Source organism: Halorubrum sp. SS7 (assembly GCF_005435055.1).
GTDB lineage: Archaea > Halobacteriota > Halobacteria > Halobacteriales > Haloferacaceae > Halorubrum > Halorubrum salinarum.
Genome location: NZ_SGXV01000001.1, coordinates 283046 through 303272 on the forward strand (window position 1 = coordinate 283046; position 20227 = coordinate 303272).

Annotated in this window: 14 protein-coding genes and 1 pseudogene; 6 read left to right on the forward strand and 9 right to left on the reverse strand. The window is 55.2% G+C overall.

The genetic code is table 11. The features are described from left to right. Positions 1–28: 28 nt before the first annotated feature. Positions 29–3169, reverse strand: a complete 3141-nt coding sequence (locus tag EXE44_RS01500; protein WP_137715657.1) for an oligosaccharyl transferase, archaeosortase A system-associated — start codon at positions 3167–3169, stop codon at positions 29–31. Positions 3170–3315: 146 nt separating this feature from the next. Between EXE44_RS01500 and aglG the strand changes: the two genes are divergently transcribed. Continuing rightward, the gene (gene aglG / locus EXE44_RS01505; protein ID WP_137715658.1) at positions 3316–4254 is read left to right on the forward strand and encodes a glucosyl-dolichyl phosphate glucuronosyltransferase; all 939 of its coding nucleotides are present in this window, start codon (positions 3316–3318) and stop codon (positions 4252–4254) included. 18 nt (positions 4255–4272) lie between these two features. Beyond that, positions 4273–5421 (forward strand): glycosyltransferase, encoded by a 1149-nt coding sequence (locus EXE44_RS01510; RefSeq protein WP_137715659.1) that lies wholly within the window; start codon positions 4273–4275, stop codon positions 5419–5421. A gap of 294 nt (positions 5422–5715) precedes the next feature. Here the strand turns inward: EXE44_RS01510 and EXE44_RS01515 are convergent, their stop codons facing one another. The 4 genes from EXE44_RS01515 to EXE44_RS01530 form a co-directional block, all read right to left on the reverse strand. Then, positions 5716–6684: a glycosyltransferase family 2 protein gene (locus tag EXE44_RS01515; RefSeq protein WP_137715660.1), complete on the reverse strand. Its 969-nt coding sequence runs from the start codon at positions 6682–6684 to the stop codon at positions 5716–5718. Further along, entirely contained in the window at positions 6684–8201 is a 1518-nt protein-coding gene (locus tag EXE44_RS01520) for an alkaline phosphatase family protein (protein ID WP_158293423.1), read from the reverse strand. Before EXE44_RS01520 ends, EXE44_RS01515 begins: the two co-directional genes overlap by 1 nt. Positions 8202–8324: 123 nt before the next feature. Then, on the reverse strand, positions 8325–9107 hold the full coding sequence (locus EXE44_RS01525) for a glycosyltransferase family 2 protein (RefSeq protein WP_158293424.1): 783 nt from the start codon (positions 9105–9107) through the stop codon (positions 8325–8327). Next, positions 9104–10222, reverse strand: a complete 1119-nt coding sequence (locus EXE44_RS01530) for a glycosyltransferase family 4 protein (protein ID WP_158293425.1) — start codon at positions 10220–10222, stop codon at positions 9104–9106. The genes EXE44_RS01525 and EXE44_RS01530 overlap by 4 nt, the downstream gene beginning before the upstream one ends. 913 nt (positions 10223–11135) lie before the next feature. Here EXE44_RS01530 and EXE44_RS01535 point away from each other — a divergent pair. Together EXE44_RS01535 and EXE44_RS01540 are read left to right on the forward strand one after the other, a co-directional pair. Then, positions 11136–12683, forward strand: coding sequence for a flippase (locus EXE44_RS01535; RefSeq protein ID WP_137715663.1), 1548 nt, complete (start codon positions 11136–11138; stop codon positions 12681–12683). 60 nt (positions 12684–12743) lie between these two features. Continuing rightward, positions 12744–13415 carry a bifunctional 2-polyprenyl-6-hydroxyphenol methylase/3-demethylubiquinol 3-O-methyltransferase UbiG gene (locus tag EXE44_RS01540; RefSeq protein WP_137715664.1) on the forward strand — a complete coding sequence of 224 codons (672 nt, stop codon included), beginning with the start codon at positions 12744–12746 and terminating at the stop codon, positions 13413–13415. Between the two features lie 83 nt (positions 13416–13498). Here the strand turns inward: EXE44_RS01540 and EXE44_RS01545 are convergent, their stop codons facing one another. The 3 genes from EXE44_RS01545 to EXE44_RS01555 are packed head-to-tail and all read right to left on the reverse strand — an operon-like array spanning position 13499 to position 16918. Continuing rightward, positions 13499–14773, reverse strand: coding sequence for a nucleotide sugar dehydrogenase (locus EXE44_RS01545; protein ID WP_137706886.1), 1275 nt, complete (start codon positions 14771–14773; stop codon positions 13499–13501). A 46-nt stretch (positions 14774–14819) separates the two neighbouring features. Next, positions 14820–15581 (reverse strand): SDR family NAD(P)-dependent oxidoreductase, encoded by a 762-nt coding sequence (locus EXE44_RS01550; protein ID WP_137715665.1) that lies wholly within the window; start codon positions 15579–15581, stop codon positions 14820–14822. Beyond that, positions 15578–16918, reverse strand: coding sequence for a phenylacetate--CoA ligase family protein (locus EXE44_RS01555; RefSeq protein WP_137715666.1), 1341 nt, complete (start codon positions 16916–16918; stop codon positions 15578–15580). The genes EXE44_RS01550 and EXE44_RS01555 overlap by 4 nt, the downstream gene beginning before the upstream one ends. 101 nt (positions 16919–17019) lie before the next feature. Between EXE44_RS01555 and EXE44_RS01560 the strand changes: the two are divergent. Together EXE44_RS01560 and EXE44_RS01565 are read left to right on the forward strand one after the other, a co-directional pair. Beyond that, a pseudogene (locus EXE44_RS01560) lies at positions 17020–17638 on the forward strand (IS6 family transposase). Between the two features lie 123 nt (positions 17639–17761). Next, entirely contained in the window at positions 17762–18703 is a 942-nt protein-coding gene (locus EXE44_RS01565) for an NAD-dependent epimerase/dehydratase family protein (RefSeq protein WP_137706860.1), read from the forward strand. Here the strand turns inward: EXE44_RS01565 and EXE44_RS01570 are convergent. After that, entirely contained in the window at positions 18700–19839 is a 1140-nt protein-coding gene (locus EXE44_RS01570) for a glycosyltransferase family 4 protein (RefSeq protein WP_137715667.1), read from the reverse strand. The two genes, EXE44_RS01565 and EXE44_RS01570, sit on opposite strands and share 4 nt — an antisense overlap. Positions 19840–20227 lie beyond the last annotated feature (388 nt).

Consider the following 20227-nt stretch of genomic DNA (forward strand, 5'->3'; position numbering starts at 1 on the left):
GCGCCGAGACCGCGATCGGATTCCGTGGTCAGTTGGGTGCGGTCGCCGCCGTCGCGGTCGTCGCCGCCACCGGTTCGACGCCGATCAGCGATCCGGCGTCGGTCGAGTTCGTCGAGTCGCCGCCGTCGCTCCCGCTGTCGCCGTCGACCGGACACTCGGGGTCGCCGCTGGGGCAGTCGATGATCCGCTCTTCGAGTTCGACCGTCGCGGCCGCGTCGTCGGCGCCGACGACCTGCCCTTCGGTCACCTCGACCTGCCCGAACCGCTCGGTGGTGTAGAGGTCGTCGTCCGTCGTCGCCGCCGTGGTGACGTTGTACGGGCCGGTCGCGCGGACGCTCGTGTTCGTGTACCCGTTCTCGGGGCCGAACTCGTCGTACCCGGTCGTGGAGTACGGGAGCGTGAACTCGAAGTTCCCGTCGTCGTCCGCGGTCGCGTACTGCGTGTACTCGAACGTCTGCCCGTTCGGCTTCCGGAGTTCGACGGTCGCCTGGACCTCCTGGCCGGGCGCCGCGCCCGACCCCTCGACGGTCGCGCCCGGCACGCGCTCGAACGTCTTGACGAAGTCGTCGCGCAGCGCGCCGAGGAACGACTCGCCGAACGTCGCCCGGAGGTCGACGCCGAACTGCTGGGCGAGGATGCTCGCCTGCTGGGCGTACGGCGACCGCCCCGGCGCCTCCGTGGCGTGGACCAGCCGGTAGTGTTCCAAGGCGTCGAGCCGCTCCGTGGGCACGCCCATCACGCCGCCGACCTGCGCGGAGCCGTCCTCCTCGACGTACGACCGCGCGGCCGAGAGGTTATCGAACCGGCGGATCGCCTGCCCCTCGCTCGGGAGAACCTTGATCTCGACCTGCTCGCCCGAGGCGGTCTGTGCGGTCTGCGGCTCCCAGTCGAGGACGACCGGCTGCGGCTCGACCGCGCTGCCGTAGTGCTGGTAGAGCCGGATCATTTGGCTCTCGTGGTAGCGCTGGGTGCGCGTCTGGAGCGCGGGGCGGAGGCCGCCCTGCTGGCCCTGCGGACCCTGAACGCGCTGGTAGAGCAGTTCGTTGAAGTCGCGCACGGTCTCGTTGCCGCTGTAGAAGGTGACCGGCGCGTTGAACTTGGAGTTCGGCGACGCCATCTGCCAGTCGACCATCACGTAGCGCGTGTTGTTGCCCTCGGTGCTCTGGCTCGCGAGGACGTCGGCCGCCTCTTCTTCACTCGGCGCGAGGAGGTAGTCGGCCGCCTCGCCCGCGTTCTGCTGGAACGGGTTGGCGTTCGGAATGCGCTCGGCGCGCGTGGTGATCCAGTGGCCGTAGTCCCACCACGACTGGACGCCGTAGGCGCCCTCTGGGTACTCGAAGTCGCCGTCTGCCGGCCGCTCGTAGGTGCCGTACAGCTCCATCGGGTTGTCCGCGCCTTCGAGCTCGCCCGGCTGAGGCGTCTCGTCGTTCATCCACTGGAGGCTCTCGTCCCACTGGACGACGCTGCCCGGCTGGCTGGAGTTACCCGCCTGCCAGACCGGCGTGGCGACGCCGACCAGCGGGACGATGAGGATCGCGATGACGGCGGCGACGGTGAGCACCTGCCACCCCTCGATCTCGCGGACGGCGTCGAGCGAGTTGAGATCGAGAGCGTCGAGCGCGACCTGGAGGAAGTACGCCGTGCCGACCGCGACGACGACAGCGAGGTAGTAATTGAACCGGACCTGCGTGAACGCCGCGCTGCCGATGAACGCTGCCCACACGACGAAGTACAGTTCCTCGGCGTCGTACTCGACGAGCAGCGTCGCACCGACGAGGAACCCCGCGGCGATGAGCAGGCCGATCACCTGCCAGTCGACACCGACGGCGCCGCCGATCGCGCCGTACGCCTGCGGGACCGCGTAGACGGATCCGACGACCGCGAGCGCGGCCGGGATGTAGAGGGTGTGGTTGGTGTCGTCAGAGCGGTAGAGCGGGCGCGCGAGGATGTAGAGGATCGCGGCGAGCGCGAGGAAGAAGGCGAGCCCGTACTGCGAGAGGACGAAATTGGAGAAAGAGGCGCCTTGGAGGGGAGGTTGGGCCTCACCGATGGTGCGAGCCCCGGCGCTCGCCGAGAAGGCGACGGTGTTGAGGAGGTTGTTGACGATCGTCGACCACAGTGACGGGATCGCGAGCCAGACGACGCCAGCAGAGGAGAGAATGAGGCCGCCGACGGCCGCGGGGTAGGTGTTGGTACCGAGGTTACGTGCTTCCCATTGGCGGGCGAGCCACGCGAGGAAGACGGCGCCGACCGCGACGGCGAGTGGCGCAATGATCTGGAGTAACGAGTACTCTGTCGGATTAAAACCGAAGGTGTCCAGCGGGACGACCTGCATCAGGCCCGCAACCGCCATCGCGACAGCGCCCGCGAACGCCACCGGTTCCGGGCTCTTTCCGTGGTAGGTGTCGCTCGTGAGCTTTACCGCGAGGAAGATCCCGGTAAACCCGGCCATCAGGATACCGGGTTGCCACGTCCACATGTAGAGGCCGAGCGCGACGCCGGCCGCGGCGGCGTAGGCAATCGGTTCACGGAGCGCGTCCCAGTCCCGATCTATGACAAGCTCCCACACCGGCTTCTCGCGTTCGGCGACCCCGAGCGCGACGAGGAACGCGAGAATCGCGGTACTCTGGAAGAAGACCTCGGCTGCGCTGTGGTCGGGGAACCCGACGAGGCTGTACCGGAGGAACGTCCCGGAGAACAGCGCCAGTGTCGCCGCGCCCACGAGCGCGGGCACGCGGTCAACGAAACGACGCGCAATAAAGTACGTCGGCACCGCGACGAGCGCGCCGATAATCGGCGACATGACGAGCATGACCTCCTCGGTACTGCCCATGATCGGTCGGGCGATCCAGATGCCGACCGCCATGATGTGATCCCAAAGGGTCCCGAACTGCCCCGCGTTCGTCCCGACCGGGAAGCCGGTCCAGACGTCGTACGGGAGCGTGCTCGGATAGTTCTCGAGGAGGTAACTCGTCGTCCGGAGGTGATACCACGCGTCGTTGCCACGGAAGTACACCTCGCCGTTCTGGATGAAGTTCCCGTACGAGCGCAGCCGCGTCCACAGCATGAACGCGAATATCCCGAGGAGGACGGGAACATGGTACCACCGCGCGAGGAGATCGGACGGGGACGAGTCCGATTCAGCCGGCGGATCGTTCAAATCGCTCATTACCGCAAGGCACTGTCAAAACGCGCATAAGGCTTGTCATATACCCGCGACCGCTCCGCGTTTTCGGGTGGTCTTCGACCGCGAACACGCTCCGGAATTCGGCCAAAGGCGGAAACGATAAGCCCGCGCGTCGAAAGCCTCACGGTGTGAAGGTCTCGGTCGTCGTCTGTACGTACACCCTCGACATGTACGAGCACTTCCGCGAGGCCGCCGACAGCGTCCTCGCGCAGACGCACGACGACGTCGAGCTCGTCGTGGTCGTCGACGGGACGCCGGAAGTGTACGACCGCGTCGTCGAGGACTACGGCGACCGCGAGGACACAGTGATCGCGTGTAACAACGAGAACGTGGGGCTGCTGGCGAGTCGCAATCGTGGCGCAGAGTTAGCGTCCGGCGACGTGGTCGCATTCATCGATGACGACGCGGTGGCGGACGAGGTATGGTCCGAGCGGCTGGTCTGCGCCTACGAGGAAGAGGACGCGATCGCGGCCGGCGGGAAGATGACGCCCGAGTGGGTCGCCGGGAAGCCGTCGTTTCTCCCGGAAGAGTTTTACTGGCTGGTCGGAGTGACGCATCGCGGCTTCGCGGACGGTCCGGGTGAGGTGCGGAACACCTTTGGCTCGAACATCTCGTTCCGGGCGGACGTGTTCGCGGAGTTGGGCGGGTTCGACGTCGACATCGGCGGGCGGAAGGGCGACAAGAACCTCCAGGGTGGAGAGACCGAGCTGTGCGCGCGGATGCGAGAGGCGTACGGGCAGGGCGTGTGGTACGACCCGGAGGCCGAGGTAGCCCACAAGGTGTTCGAGTACCGGACGGAGTTTCGGTGGTTAGTCGACAGGGCATTCTGGCAGGGATACTCGAAGCGAGCAATGGAGTCGTTCGTTGACGACGAGGGCGGGGAAGAGGGAGCGTTTCTCACAACCTTGGCGACCGATTCGGTACCGACACGGACTGCGACGCTGATTCGAGACCCCTCGCTGGCCGGCCTGCTTCAGTTCCTTTCTCTCTTTCAGTTTACCGCCGCCGTCGGGTGCGGATACGCGTACGCCCTCTGGGACTGGGATGACGACACACTTTTTCGATGACTCGTCTTTGGGCCAGATATGGACGCGTCGGCCGCTGACGAACCCATGGACTTAGACGACTTCGACGTCGCAGTCGCCCACTGGCACGTCAACGCGTGGGGCGGCGCCGAGTACCTAGTCACGAAGCTCGCAGAGGCTGTCGACGCGGACCGCGTCTACACGCTCGGCGAGCCCGATCCGGACGACTCCAACCCGTACGGATCAGTGACGTTCGAAGACGTAACCCCCGGTCTCGATTACCCGGTCGTCCGACGATTTCAGCGGCGGGCAGGTCGCCTCTTCGAGTACTCACAGTGGGAGGACATCGATTGGCGCGAGTTCGGCGATCCGGACGTGTTGGTCACGTCGGGCGCAACGACGCGGGCGGTCATTACACCCGACGACACGCTTCACGTGAACTACTGTCACTCCCCGCCGCGGTGGTTCTACGACCTCTACCACGACCGCAAGGACTCGCTGTTCGGGGCACTTTCGCGACCGATGATACGCTACCTCCGGACGCGGGACATGGCGGTCGATCCGCGCGTGGATCACTACTTCGTCAACAGTCCGATCATTGAGCGTCGCCTCTGGAAGTACTACAAGCGCGACTCAGAAGTTCTATATCCGCCCGTCGAACTGGACCGGTACTACGATGACGGCGATCACAGGTTCTTCCTTCATCTCGGCCGGCTTGATGAGGAGAAGGGCGTCCCCGAAGTCGTCTCGGCTTTTGAGGACTTGGATGAGCGGCTGGTGATGGTCGGTGGGGCTGGTGATGTCGACGATTCGGTTATGGATCGGATCAAGCGGACTGAAAACATCAAATGGAAGGGATTTGTTGATGAAGATGAAAAACTCAAAATTTTGTCACGATGTACCGCCGTCGTATTTAATGGACACAATGAAGACTTCGGTATAGTGCCAATTGAGGCGAATGCGAGTGGAAAGCCGGTAGTTTCGATAAACGACGGGTTTCCTGGGGCATTCATCACTGAAAACGAGAATGGCACGCTCCATGACGGAACAAAAAACGGAATCAAGCAAGCGATCGTTCGGACAACCCAGACAGAATTCTCAAAACCACTGGAGACATACGTGTCAGAATTTTCATATATGCGGTTCTCTGAAAACATCAGAAAAAACATAAAATTATATTATGATAGTTTCCAAACTATTCAGAGGTAATAAATACACCGAGGAGTAAAATGGTTGGGAGAGACTAGGTTTATTGGCAAAATTTTCAAATAGTTTATGAATTAAGGCATTATCTATAAATATTGAACATAATTATATAGAAATAAACCTCGAGTCGACATATTCACCACCCACCGCTGTTTGTTTGTCTGTCCTAATAGCGTTATTCGACAGTTCGTTACGATAAAATAAGTGAGGAGGGCACTACATATCAGATAATATCTAGAAATCTAATAAGATACGATTGACACATCTGGTGAGTAGTATTAACTTCATACATATAACTTAAATATACTTCTTGGCCATCACATCTATCAAAATATCTATATCAGACCAAAGGCCAAACATTCGTACAATTCCTCCAACTGCTTCGTACAGCGGGTACAATAATAAGAACGATCGGCGGCCAGAGACGGAGGCAGCAAGGGGTGCGTCGCGGACATACTGATGGAAGGGCACAACAAGAAGGATTAGTGATAATAAGGCCAGAACAGGCAGGACAATCGAGGTGAGCCCTACTACAACAAATGTGGTCCAAAACATCGGTCCTCGAACTTCCCAGAGGTTGAATTCCTCCGGATTGTTCTTGTACTGGCGGATGTGTGACCGTGTTGAGTCGTACTTCCTATAAAGAACAGGTCTGAGCGCTGTCGGGAAGTTTGATTCGACGCCGGCCTCGTCGAGATACGCGACCGACCAGTCCAGTCGCTGTGCTCGCTGTTTCAGTTCCTGAACTTCGGCACCAATCATCTCCTTGTCGAACGCACCCGAGTCGACGAATGCCTGCGTGTCGCACGCGAAACAGGCACCACCGTACCATGTACTTCGTCCCTTGAGCTTCCCGACCTGTGCGGCGGCGGGATGAAGATAGCTCGTGTTTTTCACCTCAATCTTCCCGAACACCAACGAGTAGCCGCCTATGAGTTTTGATTGAATCCGCTGAAGACTGTTTGGAATAAGTCTCGAATCAGCGTCGATTCGCACAAAGTATTCCCCTCTAGCGGCTTCAACTAGCCGGTTACAAGTTCCTATTATCCCCCGGTTCGTGTCGTTCTTAACCGTTCGCAATTCTGGTATCATCTGATCTAATTGTTCGAGGATCTGTGGTGTGGCATCCGTCGAACAGTCGTCACATACCACTATTTCGTACCGAAAAGACGTGTCTTGACTCAGGATGCTTTTAATACAACCCTCTATGTATGCCTCCTCGTTATACGCTGGGATCAGAATTGAAACCGTTATGGCCTCCTGCATCAGAGGTATCCCAAGTCTGAGAGACGCTCTTCAACGTCTTCTTTGTTTTCTGTCGTAGTTGTCGTTTTAGGTCCTGTATGAAGCGGTTCACGTGAAGCGACTTCACGTTGTGCCGGTGCCCCCGTGAGTGTGTCCATGAGTACCTTTCCGTCGTAATTCGACGGGATATGTGAGTCACATATGTGGAGTAGGGTCGGCGGGAGGTCAAGGAGGGATGCCGTTTTCCGTTCGGGATCTTGTTTGATATTCGGTCCTGCCATCATCAATACTCCCTCCCTAGCGGCATCGTGCATCCCTTCGTTCTCCGATCCCGGGAATAATCCGAAAATATGGTTGTTCGGGTTGGTGTTGACGTTGTAGTCCGGGTTCGGAAGGAGGATGATATCCGGAAGATCTTCCAGATACTTCCCCTCATACAGATCTTCTTTACGGTAGACCCCTCTGAACACCTGGCTACCGGTTTCAGGGTCGGTCAGATCGCAAAGCTCGGTGATCAGATCTTCGATTACTTCTTCTTCGTTTGGCAGATCCACATGAATACCGTCGATATTTCGGTTTGCGGCGCGAACAGGCGAGTTTGAACCTTCTCCGGTGCCGGTTAACCAAGTTTCTAAGCGGTCAGGTACGAGGTCACGGAAGTTGACGCCTATGTACTGTCGAGCGTTGGAATAGCCCCACTTCGCAACAGTATACTTCAACGAAGTGTCCGGACTTCCCTCGGTAGTGTCGTTCCGAGACGCGAGCCATCCGTTGAGGAAGAAATCTCGCTCGGGTGGTGAGGTGAAACCGTGGTCGGAAAACAGAATGACGTTCGCTTTAGGATACCTCTCTCGAATCCACCCAATGAAGTCATCTATCTCTTTATACACCGGTAGGATCTCTTCGGGGGTATCCCAGAGCTTGTGCTGTGCTCGATCGGTCGCGATGAACAGACCGAAAAAAAACTGCCAGCTGTGTTCCGTCATCAGGTTCTTCGCGACGGTCGCACGCTGTTCCGCTGACTCGATACAAGCATCCCTGACCGCCCTCCGGGAACCATCGAGCGACGGACCGAACTCGTAGTCGGGTACGATTTCCCGGATTCTTTCGGAAACGGACCCTGGCTTTGTGAATACCTCCGCCGACTCGGGAGTCATCGGGCCCGAGACCTCGACGCCGTTTTGTACCTCGCGAGGCGGGTATGTCAATAGACCACCGAGTGTAATAGGAGAGACGCCATCTTCAGCTAGCACGTCCCAGAACCGAGTACTTCGGAGGTTTGTTTGATCGACGAGCTTCTCACTATCGGAGTCAAGGTCACAATTGAAATCTAACAGACCGTGAACTCCCAGATTGGTACCGGAATTAAACGAGGGCCATGCGGGGATAGACCGCGTTGGAATGGTCGTTTCGAGAGTCCAGTCTAACCCCTCGTCGGCGACCGATTCGAAATTGGGGAGTTCCCCGGCCTGTATCCACTCGTCGAGGAGATCATAGGTCGCTCCATCGACCCCCAGCGCTATAGTGCGGGTGTCCATCGGCATAATCGGACTCACCGACGACTAATGGGACTATCGGTTATTGGGTTCCGACATCCTATCGTCCATAGACGTTCATCGCTCCTTGACGAATTGATCGCCGAGCGTCATCTAGGCTGACGTTCAGAGTCTCAGACGGTAGTATCCCGCTCTCATCAAGAGCCGCGTGTAGAATGAGACCCTATCCAGCAGAGTGGGAGACGTTTTTTCGAACAGTATCGGCCAGTTCGCGAGCCGGTAGTGGTGATATGCTTTGAGGTCTCGTTCCGACTCCGGATGGTAGTGTTCAAGGACGGCCTCCGGCGTATAGACCACGTCGTAACCCGCTCGATGTACTTTGTACGTTGCGTCGGTGTCTTCGTAATGGGCAGTGCCTTCATACGCGGGATCAAAGCCGCCGAGTTCGCGGAGTAAATCAACGTCAAACGACATGTTCGTCCCGCGGAGGTGATGGACTAGGCAACGATCATCCGCATCGAAGTTCGAGACGATTTCTCCGTTGGGTTGGATCCGTCCCACAGTCTCACGATCTTGGAGGGAGTCGCCGGGTTCGAGAACCGGACCACCAACTGCGCCGACCCCATCAGTGTACTCGACGGCTAGAGCCCCGAGCCAATCGGAGACCGGACGGGCGTCGGGGTCACAGAAGGCAACAACGTCTGTTTCATCAATATAAGTGACGGCCTTGTTTCGCGCACGAGGGAGGCCGTTCCTGCGCATCGACAGCATCTCAACTGCCAACCGGTCGGAGAAATCATTAACCACATCCCTGTTGACTCCTGTTCCCGAATCGACGATTAAGACATCGAAGTTGTCGTAGTACTGGTTATTGAGACAATCAAGACATCCGCGCAGCTCCTCGGGCTCGTCAATAGTAGGAACGACGACTGTAATCTGTCGTGTCACTGCTGCCCCACCTGTTCGTAGAACTCTCCCATCTGCTTCGCCTGTTCGTCCCAGCCGAACTCTTTCGACCGTTCCAGACCGTTCGCGGCCAGTCGATCGCGGAGATCCCTCTCGCGGACGGCGCGCCCAAGGGCATCCACTAGACCGTCCACGTCACCAGGTTCGAATAGGAGCGCTTGCTCACCGTCGGTAACTTGCTCCTTGACAGCGTCCAAACGTGTAGTAACCAGTGCGCACCCGCTCGCCAGTGCTTCCATATTCACCACCGGGAATCCCTCGTGGTACGAAGGTAGACAGAACACGTCTGCGGCAGCGTAGTAGCGTTGTATCTCATTGTGAGCAACTGCGCCGACGAACGTCACGGAGTTCTCGATACCGAGTTCTCTGGCCCTTGCTCGCAGGTCGTCCTCTAGGACTCCGCTTCCGACAATGTAAAGTCTGGCTTCGTCGGTGATTCTCGCGTATGCGTCTAGAAGGTCGTTGAGACCCTTTCCCTCGTCGAGGCGACCGACGAACAATATGGAGACACGGTCAGATGTGAATGCGGGTTCGGTATTTGGGGAGAACTGGTCGAGGTCGACACCGGCGTACACCGTTCCATCGACATCTAAGTCGAGCCACTCACGCAATCGTTCGGCTGTTGCTTGGCTGTTGGAGAGGTAACACTCGGGCGAGGCGAACTTGGACATTGTTTGCCACCGAACGGATGGGTGCTTTATTCCGGGAAACCGAAAAAGCGTAGATATGGGAGTGCTTCGGGAGACGAGGAGATTATCCAAATAGTAGTGAGTCGAGAGGACATCAACCTCATCAGACAAGCGATCGAAGACCCCGCGACGTCTCGCATGCCAGTACATAGATATCGATTCGACCTCTGCGGGCAGTAGGGGAGTGTTTTCAGCGAGCAGTTCGTTTCGACGCGATTCTTTTTTCCAGAGAGGTATAGTAGTTATTTCGATGTTAAGCTCTTTAACCTCGCTTAGTAGTTTATTCTCCCCACAGTATAGGTGTATTTCGTAGTTGTTCTGAAGCCGACGCATCATCTCCCGGAGGAACGTCTCAGTGCCGCCCGCACGAGAGAAACCAACACGTGGATTATAGATGCCGATTCTCATATGTTCGCAGAGAGCAACGACCCGTAGGGCTTGAGGAGTAGATCTCGCGGCCGCTCGTTTTGGTAACGGGTCCATCCGCGCAGCCGATGGCTCTGCCACGTGAGTCTGGTATCGCCGAACTGTCGACCGAATTCTCTCAGGGGTACCATATTCTAGATACTCATTCGATCTCTCTTGAACAAATATCCCAGGGAATCTGTCTCCTGTACAAGACAAACTCGTCATCGGCATTGGTCTTAATAAGTAGAATGGCGGAGTTGTAAGTCACACGTAGGGCTTTCTGACTTAATGACGGCCCGAGAACCGCCGTAAGATCACGATCACGTTGCGATCGCGGAAACCCCCTCAGTTACGCCTCCTATAACCCGTAGCGTGACTATGGGCTCAGTTCTCCTTGCGTTTTATTTTAATCGCTCTTCGGTAGTAATGCCGTGATTCTGTCCAACACTAGTGCGAGAGGTTGGTTATCCTTCCAGACAGGATAGTCGGCAATGGTTTGGAACTAAGACAGCGGCAACTCTGTCAGAATGGCCAGTATGACTGTGAGACAGGTTGCCTTTTATCACTTGGACTGTGAATTAAATACAATTTTTCCCCCGCCGACGACGCATGTATCCGCTAGGCCAAAAAAATGGAACGAAATGACGAACGTTCAGCGGTCTCACACTATTTGCTATTCCATTATAAAATACTATTGGCAATGGAAGACTCTAATAATTATATATAGGTAATCACTCCGGTTTTATAACGCTATTTGCGGCCAACATCCACTTCCATCCGTTAAAATATTTCTCTACTGACATTGTACACATGATTAGAATAAAGTTCTGATCTTAATCAAAACGTGACTGTTGAGTAGACTGAACTCTCACGCAACCGAAATTCACAGTACCCTCCCCAGACAGGATACCCCATGGACGACGAGGACGCGCATCTCCTGAGTAACCTACTCAAGGGTAGTGGGTTGGTTTTCCTCGGTATGCTCCTTGAGGTCAGCATCGCGTTCGCCGGAAAGCTAGTCGTTGCAAGAATATTTGGTCCGGTCGAGTATGGCGTTATTTCTGTCGGCACGACACTGCTGACGTTCTCTGGAATTGTGCTCGTCCTAGGCTTAAATAGCGGTATCGGGCGCTATGTCCCTCGTTATGACGACGCTTCCCGCATTCGCGGAGTCCTGGTATCAGGCTTTCAAATTGCAATTCCGCTCTCGCTTGCCGCCGCACTTGTGCTGTTCGTCCTCTCACCAAGGTTGGCCGACATTATCGGTGCTGATGGTACCACGGTCCGCGTGCTACGACTATTCAGTGCTGCTATTCCGTTCGCCGTCTTCATCCGGATGGTTAACGGAAGTATGCAAGGGTTCAAACTTCCCGTCCCACGAACTGTCCTCCAGAACGTATCGCTCCCAGTCGTCCGCATCATCGGTATCGCAGTCGTAGTTGCGCTTGGTTTCGATAGTGCGTCGGTCGCTTGGGCGTATCTAGTCTCTTACTTAGTTACCGCGTTTCTCGGTCTCTGGTTCCTCCACTCCCGAACACCAATATTTAATTGGTCGGTTCAGTATACTCCGGTACGCAGAACGCTGCTAACGTTTTCGGCACCACTAGTCGTCACGGCTGCGATGAGCGCTGTCTTCTCCGATATCGATATTTTTCTTCTCGGCGCCCTAGCCGGCGCGGGTCCCGTGGGTGAGTACAACGCTGTCTACCCCCTCGCGCAGTTCCTCACGATGACCGTCTCCGCATTCGGCTTCCTCTTCGTCCCTGTGATCTCTGAACTCCACGCCGACGGAGATCACGACGCGCTCCGTCGTCTGATTCGCACAATCACTAAGTGGGCCCTACTGGCGAATCTTCCGCTTACCCTCTTGCTATCTCTTTTCCCTGAAACAATTGTATCTATTACATTTGGCCCCAAATACGTTGCCGCGGCGCCAGTGCTTCCGATTCTGGCAGTCGGATTCTTTGTTCATACTGCGGCGGCCCTAAGCGGTAACACACTGACCTCGATCGGCAAGACTCGACTCATCATGTACGACAACTTCCTCGTTGCGGTACTCAATGTGGTGGTTAATGTGGCACTCATCCCTGATTTTGGGGCTTTCGGTGCCGCACTCGCCACGACGGCTTCGTACCTGACCTTAGGGGTATTGTACATCTACCAAATATGGAATAAAATTGACGTTAATCCCATCTCGATGGGTCTATTTAAACCGGCAGTCGTCGCCACCATAGTTGCCGGTCTCGTCTACCTGCCGGTCGTCGCGACTCTCCAACGATCGGCCTTCTCACTGGTGGTTGCCTGTGTGCTTTACGCGCCGCTATTTATTATCGTCGTGCTTCGCACTGGGGGGATCGAAGCTGAGGAGGCTCGTCTTGTCCTCATGTTCGAAGAACGCTTCGGAATCGACCTTGGTCCATTCAAAACTCTCGCTAATAAGCTCATTAATGAAGAATTTTAATTCACTCAGCCGTGTCAGTTCCGTCGGATTTATACATCTGTCTGCTGAGTCAGCTATGAAATGAGCGAAGCGTACCACGACCGATTCCAGCGGAACTACGGTCCGTTTCTCCCAGAAGAAACTGAAGGGCGGGTTCTTGATTTAGGCTGTGGCGACGGTAAGTTTCTCGAGTGGGTCCGTTCGAAGGGCTACACGGAGGTGTACGGATGCGAAGTCTCTGACCTTCGCGTGTCGCAGGCTCGTAGTCGGCTTGACGACCAAGCCACGGTGTCCAACGAAGACGGTCTCTCTCACCTCGAAGACTGTGAAGACGGTGCCTACGATTTTATACTCATGCACGCAGTCATCGAACACTTGGAGAAAGAATACGTCGAGCAGCTACTGAACACGGCGCGGCGAAAGCTGACTGACGACGGGGTCATATCAATACTAACCGGGAATCTCGCGAACCCCCTCTCAAACTCAATAATGTTCGGCGACTTCGACCACAAGTTCGGTTACACACCGGCCGGCCTCTCGACGCTGCTCGAAAACCATGACTACGAGATAGCGGCCGTTTCGGGATTCGAACACGCGAAGTATAGCGGCACGGTTCGGTACTTCGCAGGTCAGGCTATGGAAGCCGTCCCAAGGCTGATACTGCGGCTCGGCTATGTCATGCTCCGACTGCGCCGACCAGCGACACTTGCGCCACTGATGTTCGTCGTCGCGACGCCGGTGGTGACCGAATAAATAGATCGTCGACACTCAAAATAGCATCTGTCAGATGAATATTGATACCTCAAGCAGCTAACTACGAGGTTTTAGCCCAGAGACTAGAAACTCCGGTAATAGAAGTCGCGCTCTTCGGCGTCATCGCTGTCGAAACTCCCCCGCACATCCACTAAAACGGGTGCGTCCATGGCTGTCTGAAGTGTGTCCAGCGTGATGTGCGAGAGGGTTTCGTGGGGTACTGCATTCACCACGCCATCGATGGCCGAGAGATCGTCTAAGTCTGAGAGCGGTGTATACCCTAGCTCTTCGATACGCCTCTCCCCAAGTACTGGATCCAGGACTCGGACGTCAACTCCGTACTCTTCAAGTTCGCTGATGAGCGGTTTGACCTGGGAGTTCCGTGCGTCGTTCACGTCCTCCTTGTATGTAAGGCCCAGCACCACTACGGTAGACTGCTTGGGGACTTTTTCAAACTCATTAAGACCTTTCAGTACCATCTCAACGACCTGTCTGTACATACGGTCGTTGATTGAGCGTCCGGCCAAGATCACCTGAGGGTCATGGCCTTCCTGTTGGGCTTTGTAAGTAAGGTAGTACGGGTCCACGCCGATACAGTGGCCGCCGACCAATCCCGGATGATACTCGTGGAAGTTCCACTTCGTCGCCGCCGCATCAATCACCGCGGCCGTGTCAATCTCCATCGTAGTGAACAGCTGACTCAGCTCATTCATCAGCGCGATGTTGAGGTCGCGCTGTGTGTTCTCAATGACTTTCGCCGCCTCCGCGACCCGTATCGTCGGCGTTATGTGCGTCTCTTCGGTCAGAATCGACTCGTAGAGAGCGGCTAATTCCTCCTCCTTCTCGGGGTCACTAGCGGAGAGAATCTTCGTCGTTGAGCGGAGCGTGTGGGAATCATCTCCGGGACTGATTCGTTCCGGGCTGTACGCGATGTGGAAATTTCCGAGTTCCATCCCCGAGTGTTCCTTCAGTATCGGGAGACACTTCTGCTCCGTCGCACCGGGGTAGACGGTGCTCTCGTAGACGACTGTGGTACCAGGTTGTATGTGCTCACCGATAGTCCGTGATGCAGCTTCGAGGTAAGATAGATTAGGTCGCTTGCTGTCGTCCAGCGGGGTCGGGACACACACGAACACGAAATCGGCATTCTCAATGGCAGTGCTATCGGATGTGAACGTAATCTCTTCCCGAATAAGATCGTCTTCCGACAGCTCTCCCGTCTCGTCACGCCCACTATTTAATTGAGATATCTTCTCGTCGTCGACATCAAATCCAGTGACCTGATATCCTTCTTCAGCAAATGCGGAGGCCAAGGGTAGGCCGACATATCCGAGACCAACGACGCAGATTTCCATCATAAAGGGACCTGATCGCTCAAAGAGTTAGTTCTTTGGAAAGCGCTACTCAGAACTCTTCCGGGTCTTCCCACTCGTCGACTTCCCAAATTTCACCCGTCTCATCAAGCTCCTCGCGTGCGAGGAACTCAATGAATCGACACAGCTTCTCTGGGTCTGTCGTCTCACCTTCCTCGACTTTCTCGGTCAGCCGTTCCGCGTACTCGTCGGAGAGTCTTTCTCCGTACCTGATCTCGTCGATGAGATCTGTCGCGACCACACCTGGGCCCACACCGTTCATCCGAACATTCGTTCCTTCGAGTTCTTCACCGACCGAGGTCGTGAATCTAAGCGTCGCCGCCTTGGAAGTTCCATAGCCCGACAGCGTTGGTCTGGAACTCCGTGCCCCCCCGCCGAGGATGTTCACGATACGCCCGTAGCCTTGGTTCTTCATACTAGGTAGAATATAATATGTGTAGTGTACCATCCCAAATAAGTTCGTTCGGACAGTTCGTTTCCAGTCCCTAAGATCGTTTGTGGGGAATTCTCCGACTGGACCTACCCGACCAGCATTGTTCACCAGAATGTCGATACCGTCGAAGGCGTCATTCACCGCCTCGATAACCCGCCTTACCTCGGACGCTTCGGAGCTGTCGGCGAGGAACCGCTCGGTACGGCCACTTTCGGAGAGGTCAGCCAGTTCTTCGGCGGTTTTCCTAAGTTCTACCTCGTCAATAGCCGTTATCGCCACGTCGTGCCCCTGTTCCGCGAAGTGAGTTGCGACGTATCGACCGATACCCCGACTCGCACCAGTGACCAAAACCGAGTTCATTCTTCGACCTCTGATATCGTGTGTCGGAACTTTCCGGTACGGATCATTTCCATGTCGTCCATCATATTGAACCGAATTTCCACGTCCCCGACGTGCTTGTGTAGCCCCCGACGGAGTTCTGGTTCGATCTCTTCAAACGCTTCTTCACTCGTCACCATAAGATTGATTTCGATGGATTCTCGCTCTTTCTGGACGACCTGCCACTGTTGTATTACATCGAAGTAGTCCTTGAAATAGTGGTCGAAGAAGGTACCGGGGAGCTGCTTACCCCGCTTCGTCACGATAACCGACTGTTCGCGACCAACAATTTCACCTAATTTCGGCCAGTCCATTCCACATCCACAGGTCCCCTCTTCAACCGGATACGCGAGGTCGCCGATTTTGTACCTGAGCAGAGGAGTCGCCTTGTTATGGAGATCCGTCACGACGATATTTCCTTTTTCACCCTTCTCAGGTTTCTCGCCGTCATCGTTCAGTACTTCGACGACGTAGAGGTACGAATTTATGTGTTTGCCGTCATGTTCCACGCACTCCTGTGCGATGCCGCTAAACTCTCTCGCGCCGTATCTGTCGAACACATCTGCGCCGAGATAGTTTCTGATCCCCTCTCGTGTCGAGGGATGGAGTTGCTGTCCTGAGCTGACGACCCGCTTCCAATCTTTCTGGAGGTCGTTGCGCTTACAGTACTCAACGAGAATATTATATGCTTCGGCGTAACCGTCGATGAGATCCGGATTGTATTCGTCGATTTCATCCAAAATCTCTCCGAGGTTGTCGTCACCCATTTTGAAGACCGGGATGAATTTCTCGCGAGATAGGAACGCCTCAAATTGTTCTTTAATCCACTGGATTGTGGACATCCCGATCTTCTGATGCCATAGACGCACGCTCTTGTCCCCCCACTCATACCCCATCCACTCACGATTGCGTAGGTTCATGGCCAAGCGCTTCTCAAGTTGCGCTTTATTCGCCCACATGACTAACGGGGTGCCAGTTGACCCCGAGGTCGTGATTTTATGATCGGCATACTTCTCGTTCGTGAACCGGTCGGGATCGTCACGGAGCGTCTGCTTGTCGAGAACCGGAATTTGCTGAAGTAACCCGTCTAGATCGTCAATATCGGTGTCAACATCAGACAGCGACTTCGCGTAATGTTCTGTGTTCTCGCGAGCGTATTCGACCATTTTTTGTACCCGTTCGCGCTGGAAATTGCGAATTGCTCTTCGGTCCTTCCGTTCGAATTTCTTGATATCCTCATAGTAATCGAACATATCATTCCTGACAACCCAGTGGTGAAGGGGGAAGGTATGTTTATAAACGAACTTCCGAACGTTCATGCCGCACTATTCTTATGAGGGTAGGATAAACGTTCCGTCTATCTATAAGGCGGTGTTAAAATAAGGTCGAAGGATGAGGCGGTCAAAAGATTGAGTGATTCATGCTTAGTTTCGACCGTCTCAACGGCGATAGCGGGTGTATCGAGTTAGATTTTCTGAAGCGAGAGAGACACCCGAGTCGGTGATGAAGCTCGGTATCCGACTCCATTTGACTGGTCTATCACTTTCAGATACAGTCTCGAATCTTTAGAGGTTGGGTGTCGATCGCCATCGAACTTCCGTCCACCGGTGGGTACAAAAAGCGGATCTACAGCCGACAGACGGTACCGATCCGAATCACGTTGCGGTCGATGAAACCGTGATTCAGCTCAATTCTGAACGACATTGGCTGTATGCTGCTGTCTATCCCGACACGAACCGCCTTCTCCACGTTTGTCTCTATCCAGCGAGAATGAACGCGATCTCCTCGATGTTTCTCCCAGAACTGCGTGAGAAATATCAGGTCGACGACGAAGTCTTTCTCGTCGATGGTGCTCCATGGTTACAGGCGGCCTGTCATCGTCACGGGCTCCGATTCCAACACCTTACACATGGGAATCGGAATGCCATCGAACGTGTCTTCGTGAAGTAAAAAGACGAACAAACCAGTTCTCAAATACGTTTAGCCGTGTCAAGCCGAGTACTGCTGAAGATTGGGTTCAAGCGTTTGCCTTCGCATAGAATCAGCTTATCTAAACACTACCTATATAAATCGACCTGATTTACAGAACAGGATCTCGGACACATCTACTGTTGAATCGATGTCTTGAAACGTGTAGTCGGCGACATTCACACAGCAATCGTATGACAAAGAAGGCACTCGTCACTGGCGTCGGAGGATTCATCGGTTCATCGCTCGCGAAGGCCTTGCTTGAGTCGGGCCACGAGGTTCGAGGTATTGATAACTTCTCGACTGGCAGTCGAGACAATCTCAAACGGCTACCCGATGAGAACTTCGAATTCATCGAGGGTGATATCTGCGACCCGGCGGTCGCTCGACAATCTGTAACAGACGTAGATTGGATATTCCATCAGGCTGCCATTCCTTCCGTCTCGCGCAGCGTTGAGGACCCTCGGCGTTCGACCCTTGCCAACTGCGTTGGGGCGGCGACACTGGTCGATGCGGCACGCGATGAAGACCCGGAAAAAATCGTCGCTGCGTCCTCTTCCTCGGTCTATGGATCCGACGGGAACCTACCAGCCAGAGAGAGCGACCCGACGAATCCCGAGTCACCGTATGCCCTCTCGAAGTACTACACAGAACGACTCGTCCAGCAGGCGTCTGACATCTACGGTATCGACACGGTGTGTTTACGATACTTCAACGTTTTCGGACCTTGGCAAGATCCAAACGGAGAATACGCTGCTGTTATTCCAAAATTTATCAGTATAATGATGGAAGGAAAACGACCGACTATTTTCGGTGACGGTGAACAGTCGCGAGACTTTACTTTCATCGACAACGTCATTGCGGCGAACGTCGGTGCTGCTGAGAGCGACGCTAGTGGTGTCGTCTGTAACGTTGGCTGTGGAAATCGTGTGACGGTGAACGAACTCGTCGAGCGGATCAACGAACACCTCGGTACTGATATCAGCCCGATTTACGACAGCCCCAGACCCGGCGACGTTCGCCACTCTCTGGCCGATCTCGAATGGGGGAGTCAAACTATCGACTATGAACCGATAGTCCATTTCGACGAGGGGCTACGCAGGACTATCGAACACTTCGAAGAACAGAACTTCTAGCTCCGCTGTATACGATTAATTGTATCGGCTTTCCAAGTCTCGTCGAACTTCGGTTTTGATCCCCGTCCGAGACACCATTGGTACAACTGTTCGTATCGGTCGGCGAACGTTTCTAGGCCGTGGTGCCGGACGACGTGATCTCGTGCCTGTCGTCCCAACTCTTCTCGGCGCTGAAGTATTTCGGCCATGCCGCTGGTGATCATCTCCTTTGAAGCTGATGGCGACAGGTAGCGTCCGTGTTCTCCGGTTCCGACTTGGTCGAATGCTGTCGCCGTGAGGGCCGGGAGACCGCAGGCCATCCCCTCATAGACGACGTTAGAGATACCCTCCGATCTTGATGTGACAAGGTTGAGGTCGGCAACACGGTAGTAGTCATGAACGGCATCGTGGTCGATAAATCCCAAGCAGTGCGCGTCTGATATATTCTCGGCCATCTCCTCAACTGCCGCCCGTTGAGGCCCATCACCAATCATGAGGAGCGATACGTCGTCTCTCTGTTGTCTAAACTGCTGAAAGGCTTGGAGCGCCAGGAGTGGTCGCTTGTGATCGTTGAGGTGGTTCACCCAAATAATGATATTCTCTGCCAATGAGAGTTCGTGTCGATCGCCGAGGATTCGGCGGATTTCCTCTCTTTTCTTCTGGCCCGGGGGGGAGAAGATATCGGTGTCAATTCCGTTGGGTATAAAAAACGTTCTGTCACGTCGGTAGCCCATCTCGCTGATGGCGGTCTCGAAGGGTTCGACGCTAGCGAATACCGCGTTCGGTCGGTAGAGACGTACCGCGATTCGGTGCGGGAGTGCGCGGAATGTCGTCGACGTTCCGAGTAGTACGGGAGTTCTTGACAGTCCCATGATTGCCAAGACGATGCGCCAGTTAGCTGCGAACACGTGGACTAGGTCTACCGTTCGGCAACATTCGAACACTCTTTTTAGCGAGGCGAACGGCTGGTGGGAATCAAGTACGTCGGCAGTACTGATATTCGATGATCGGTAATCAGGGCTCGCTCCATCTTTACATATGACCGTAATCTCATCCACCGTATCCGTACACGTATCGAGGGATTTCAGAAGATTATTAGCTTGGGTATCGGGCCCCTTAGTGGAGGCGGGATCTTCCACGACCAGCGCAAGATGCATTTGATCTCCGTCTTCGGTCAGCGATTATAACGGTTTGGGACCAGAAGACTTCTAATTACAGACCAGCGACTAACTAGGATTGTGAGTCGGGCAGCCAAAATGAACAAGAAAGGAAATACCTAACGGGAAGTAAGTGGTTAGTACTATCTCATGTCAGTAATAAAATCAGTCGATGACCGAATGGAAAACCCGTGTGCCGACTGCGCACACCTCTACAACCTCTCGTAGTAATACCTCGGAACTAGTACGTGCCGTTATCACGCTTCAAATTTCGAGAATACACTTGAATAGGCTTTACCCGATGATGAGATCGACCGGTTCTTCGGCGGCAGACGTAGACTTCGAACACCACAGTCATAGTAACCCGCGAGTAAAAACTCTTGATGGC

Excerpts from the sequence above, each read along its gene's own strand:
- EXE44_RS01550 (WP_137715665.1), bottom strand. The coding sequence starts at position 15,581 with ATGAACTCGGTTTTGGTCACTGGTGCGAGTCGGGGTATCGGTCGATAC.
- EXE44_RS01540 (WP_137715664.1), top strand. The coding sequence starts at position 12,744 with ATGAGCGAAGCGTACCACGACCGATTCCAGCGGAACTACGGTCCGTTT.
- EXE44_RS01500 (WP_137715657.1), bottom strand. The coding sequence starts at position 3,169 with ATGAGCGATTTGAACGATCCGCCGGCTGAATCGGACTCGTCCCCGTCC.
- EXE44_RS01555 (WP_137715666.1), bottom strand. The coding sequence starts at position 16,918 with ATGAACGTTCGGAAGTTCGTTTATAAACATACCTTCCCCCTTCACCAC.
- EXE44_RS01530 (WP_158293425.1), bottom strand. The coding sequence starts at position 10,222 with ATGAGAATCGGCATCTATAATCCACGTGTTGGTTTCTCTCGTGCGGGC.
- EXE44_RS01565 (WP_137706860.1), top strand. The coding sequence starts at position 17,762 with ATGACAAAGAAGGCACTCGTCACTGGCGTCGGAGGATTCATCGGTTCA.
- EXE44_RS01545 (WP_137706886.1), bottom strand. The coding sequence starts at position 14,773 with ATGATGGAAATCTGCGTCGTTGGTCTCGGATATGTCGGCCTACCCTTG.
- EXE44_RS01535 (WP_137715663.1), top strand. The coding sequence starts at position 11,136 with ATGGACGACGAGGACGCGCATCTCCTGAGTAACCTACTCAAGGGTAGT.
- EXE44_RS01570 (WP_137715667.1), bottom strand. The coding sequence starts at position 19,839 with ATGCATCTTGCGCTGGTCGTGGAAGATCCCGCCTCCACTAAGGGGCCC.
- EXE44_RS01520 (WP_158293423.1), bottom strand. The coding sequence starts at position 8,201 with ATGGACACCCGCACTATAGCGCTGGGGGTCGATGGAGCGACCTATGAT.
- EXE44_RS01510 (WP_137715659.1), top strand. The coding sequence starts at position 4,273 with ATGGACGCGTCGGCCGCTGACGAACCCATGGACTTAGACGACTTCGAC.
- EXE44_RS01515 (WP_137715660.1), bottom strand. The coding sequence starts at position 6,684 with ATGCAGGAGGCCATAACGGTTTCAATTCTGATCCCAGCGTATAACGAG.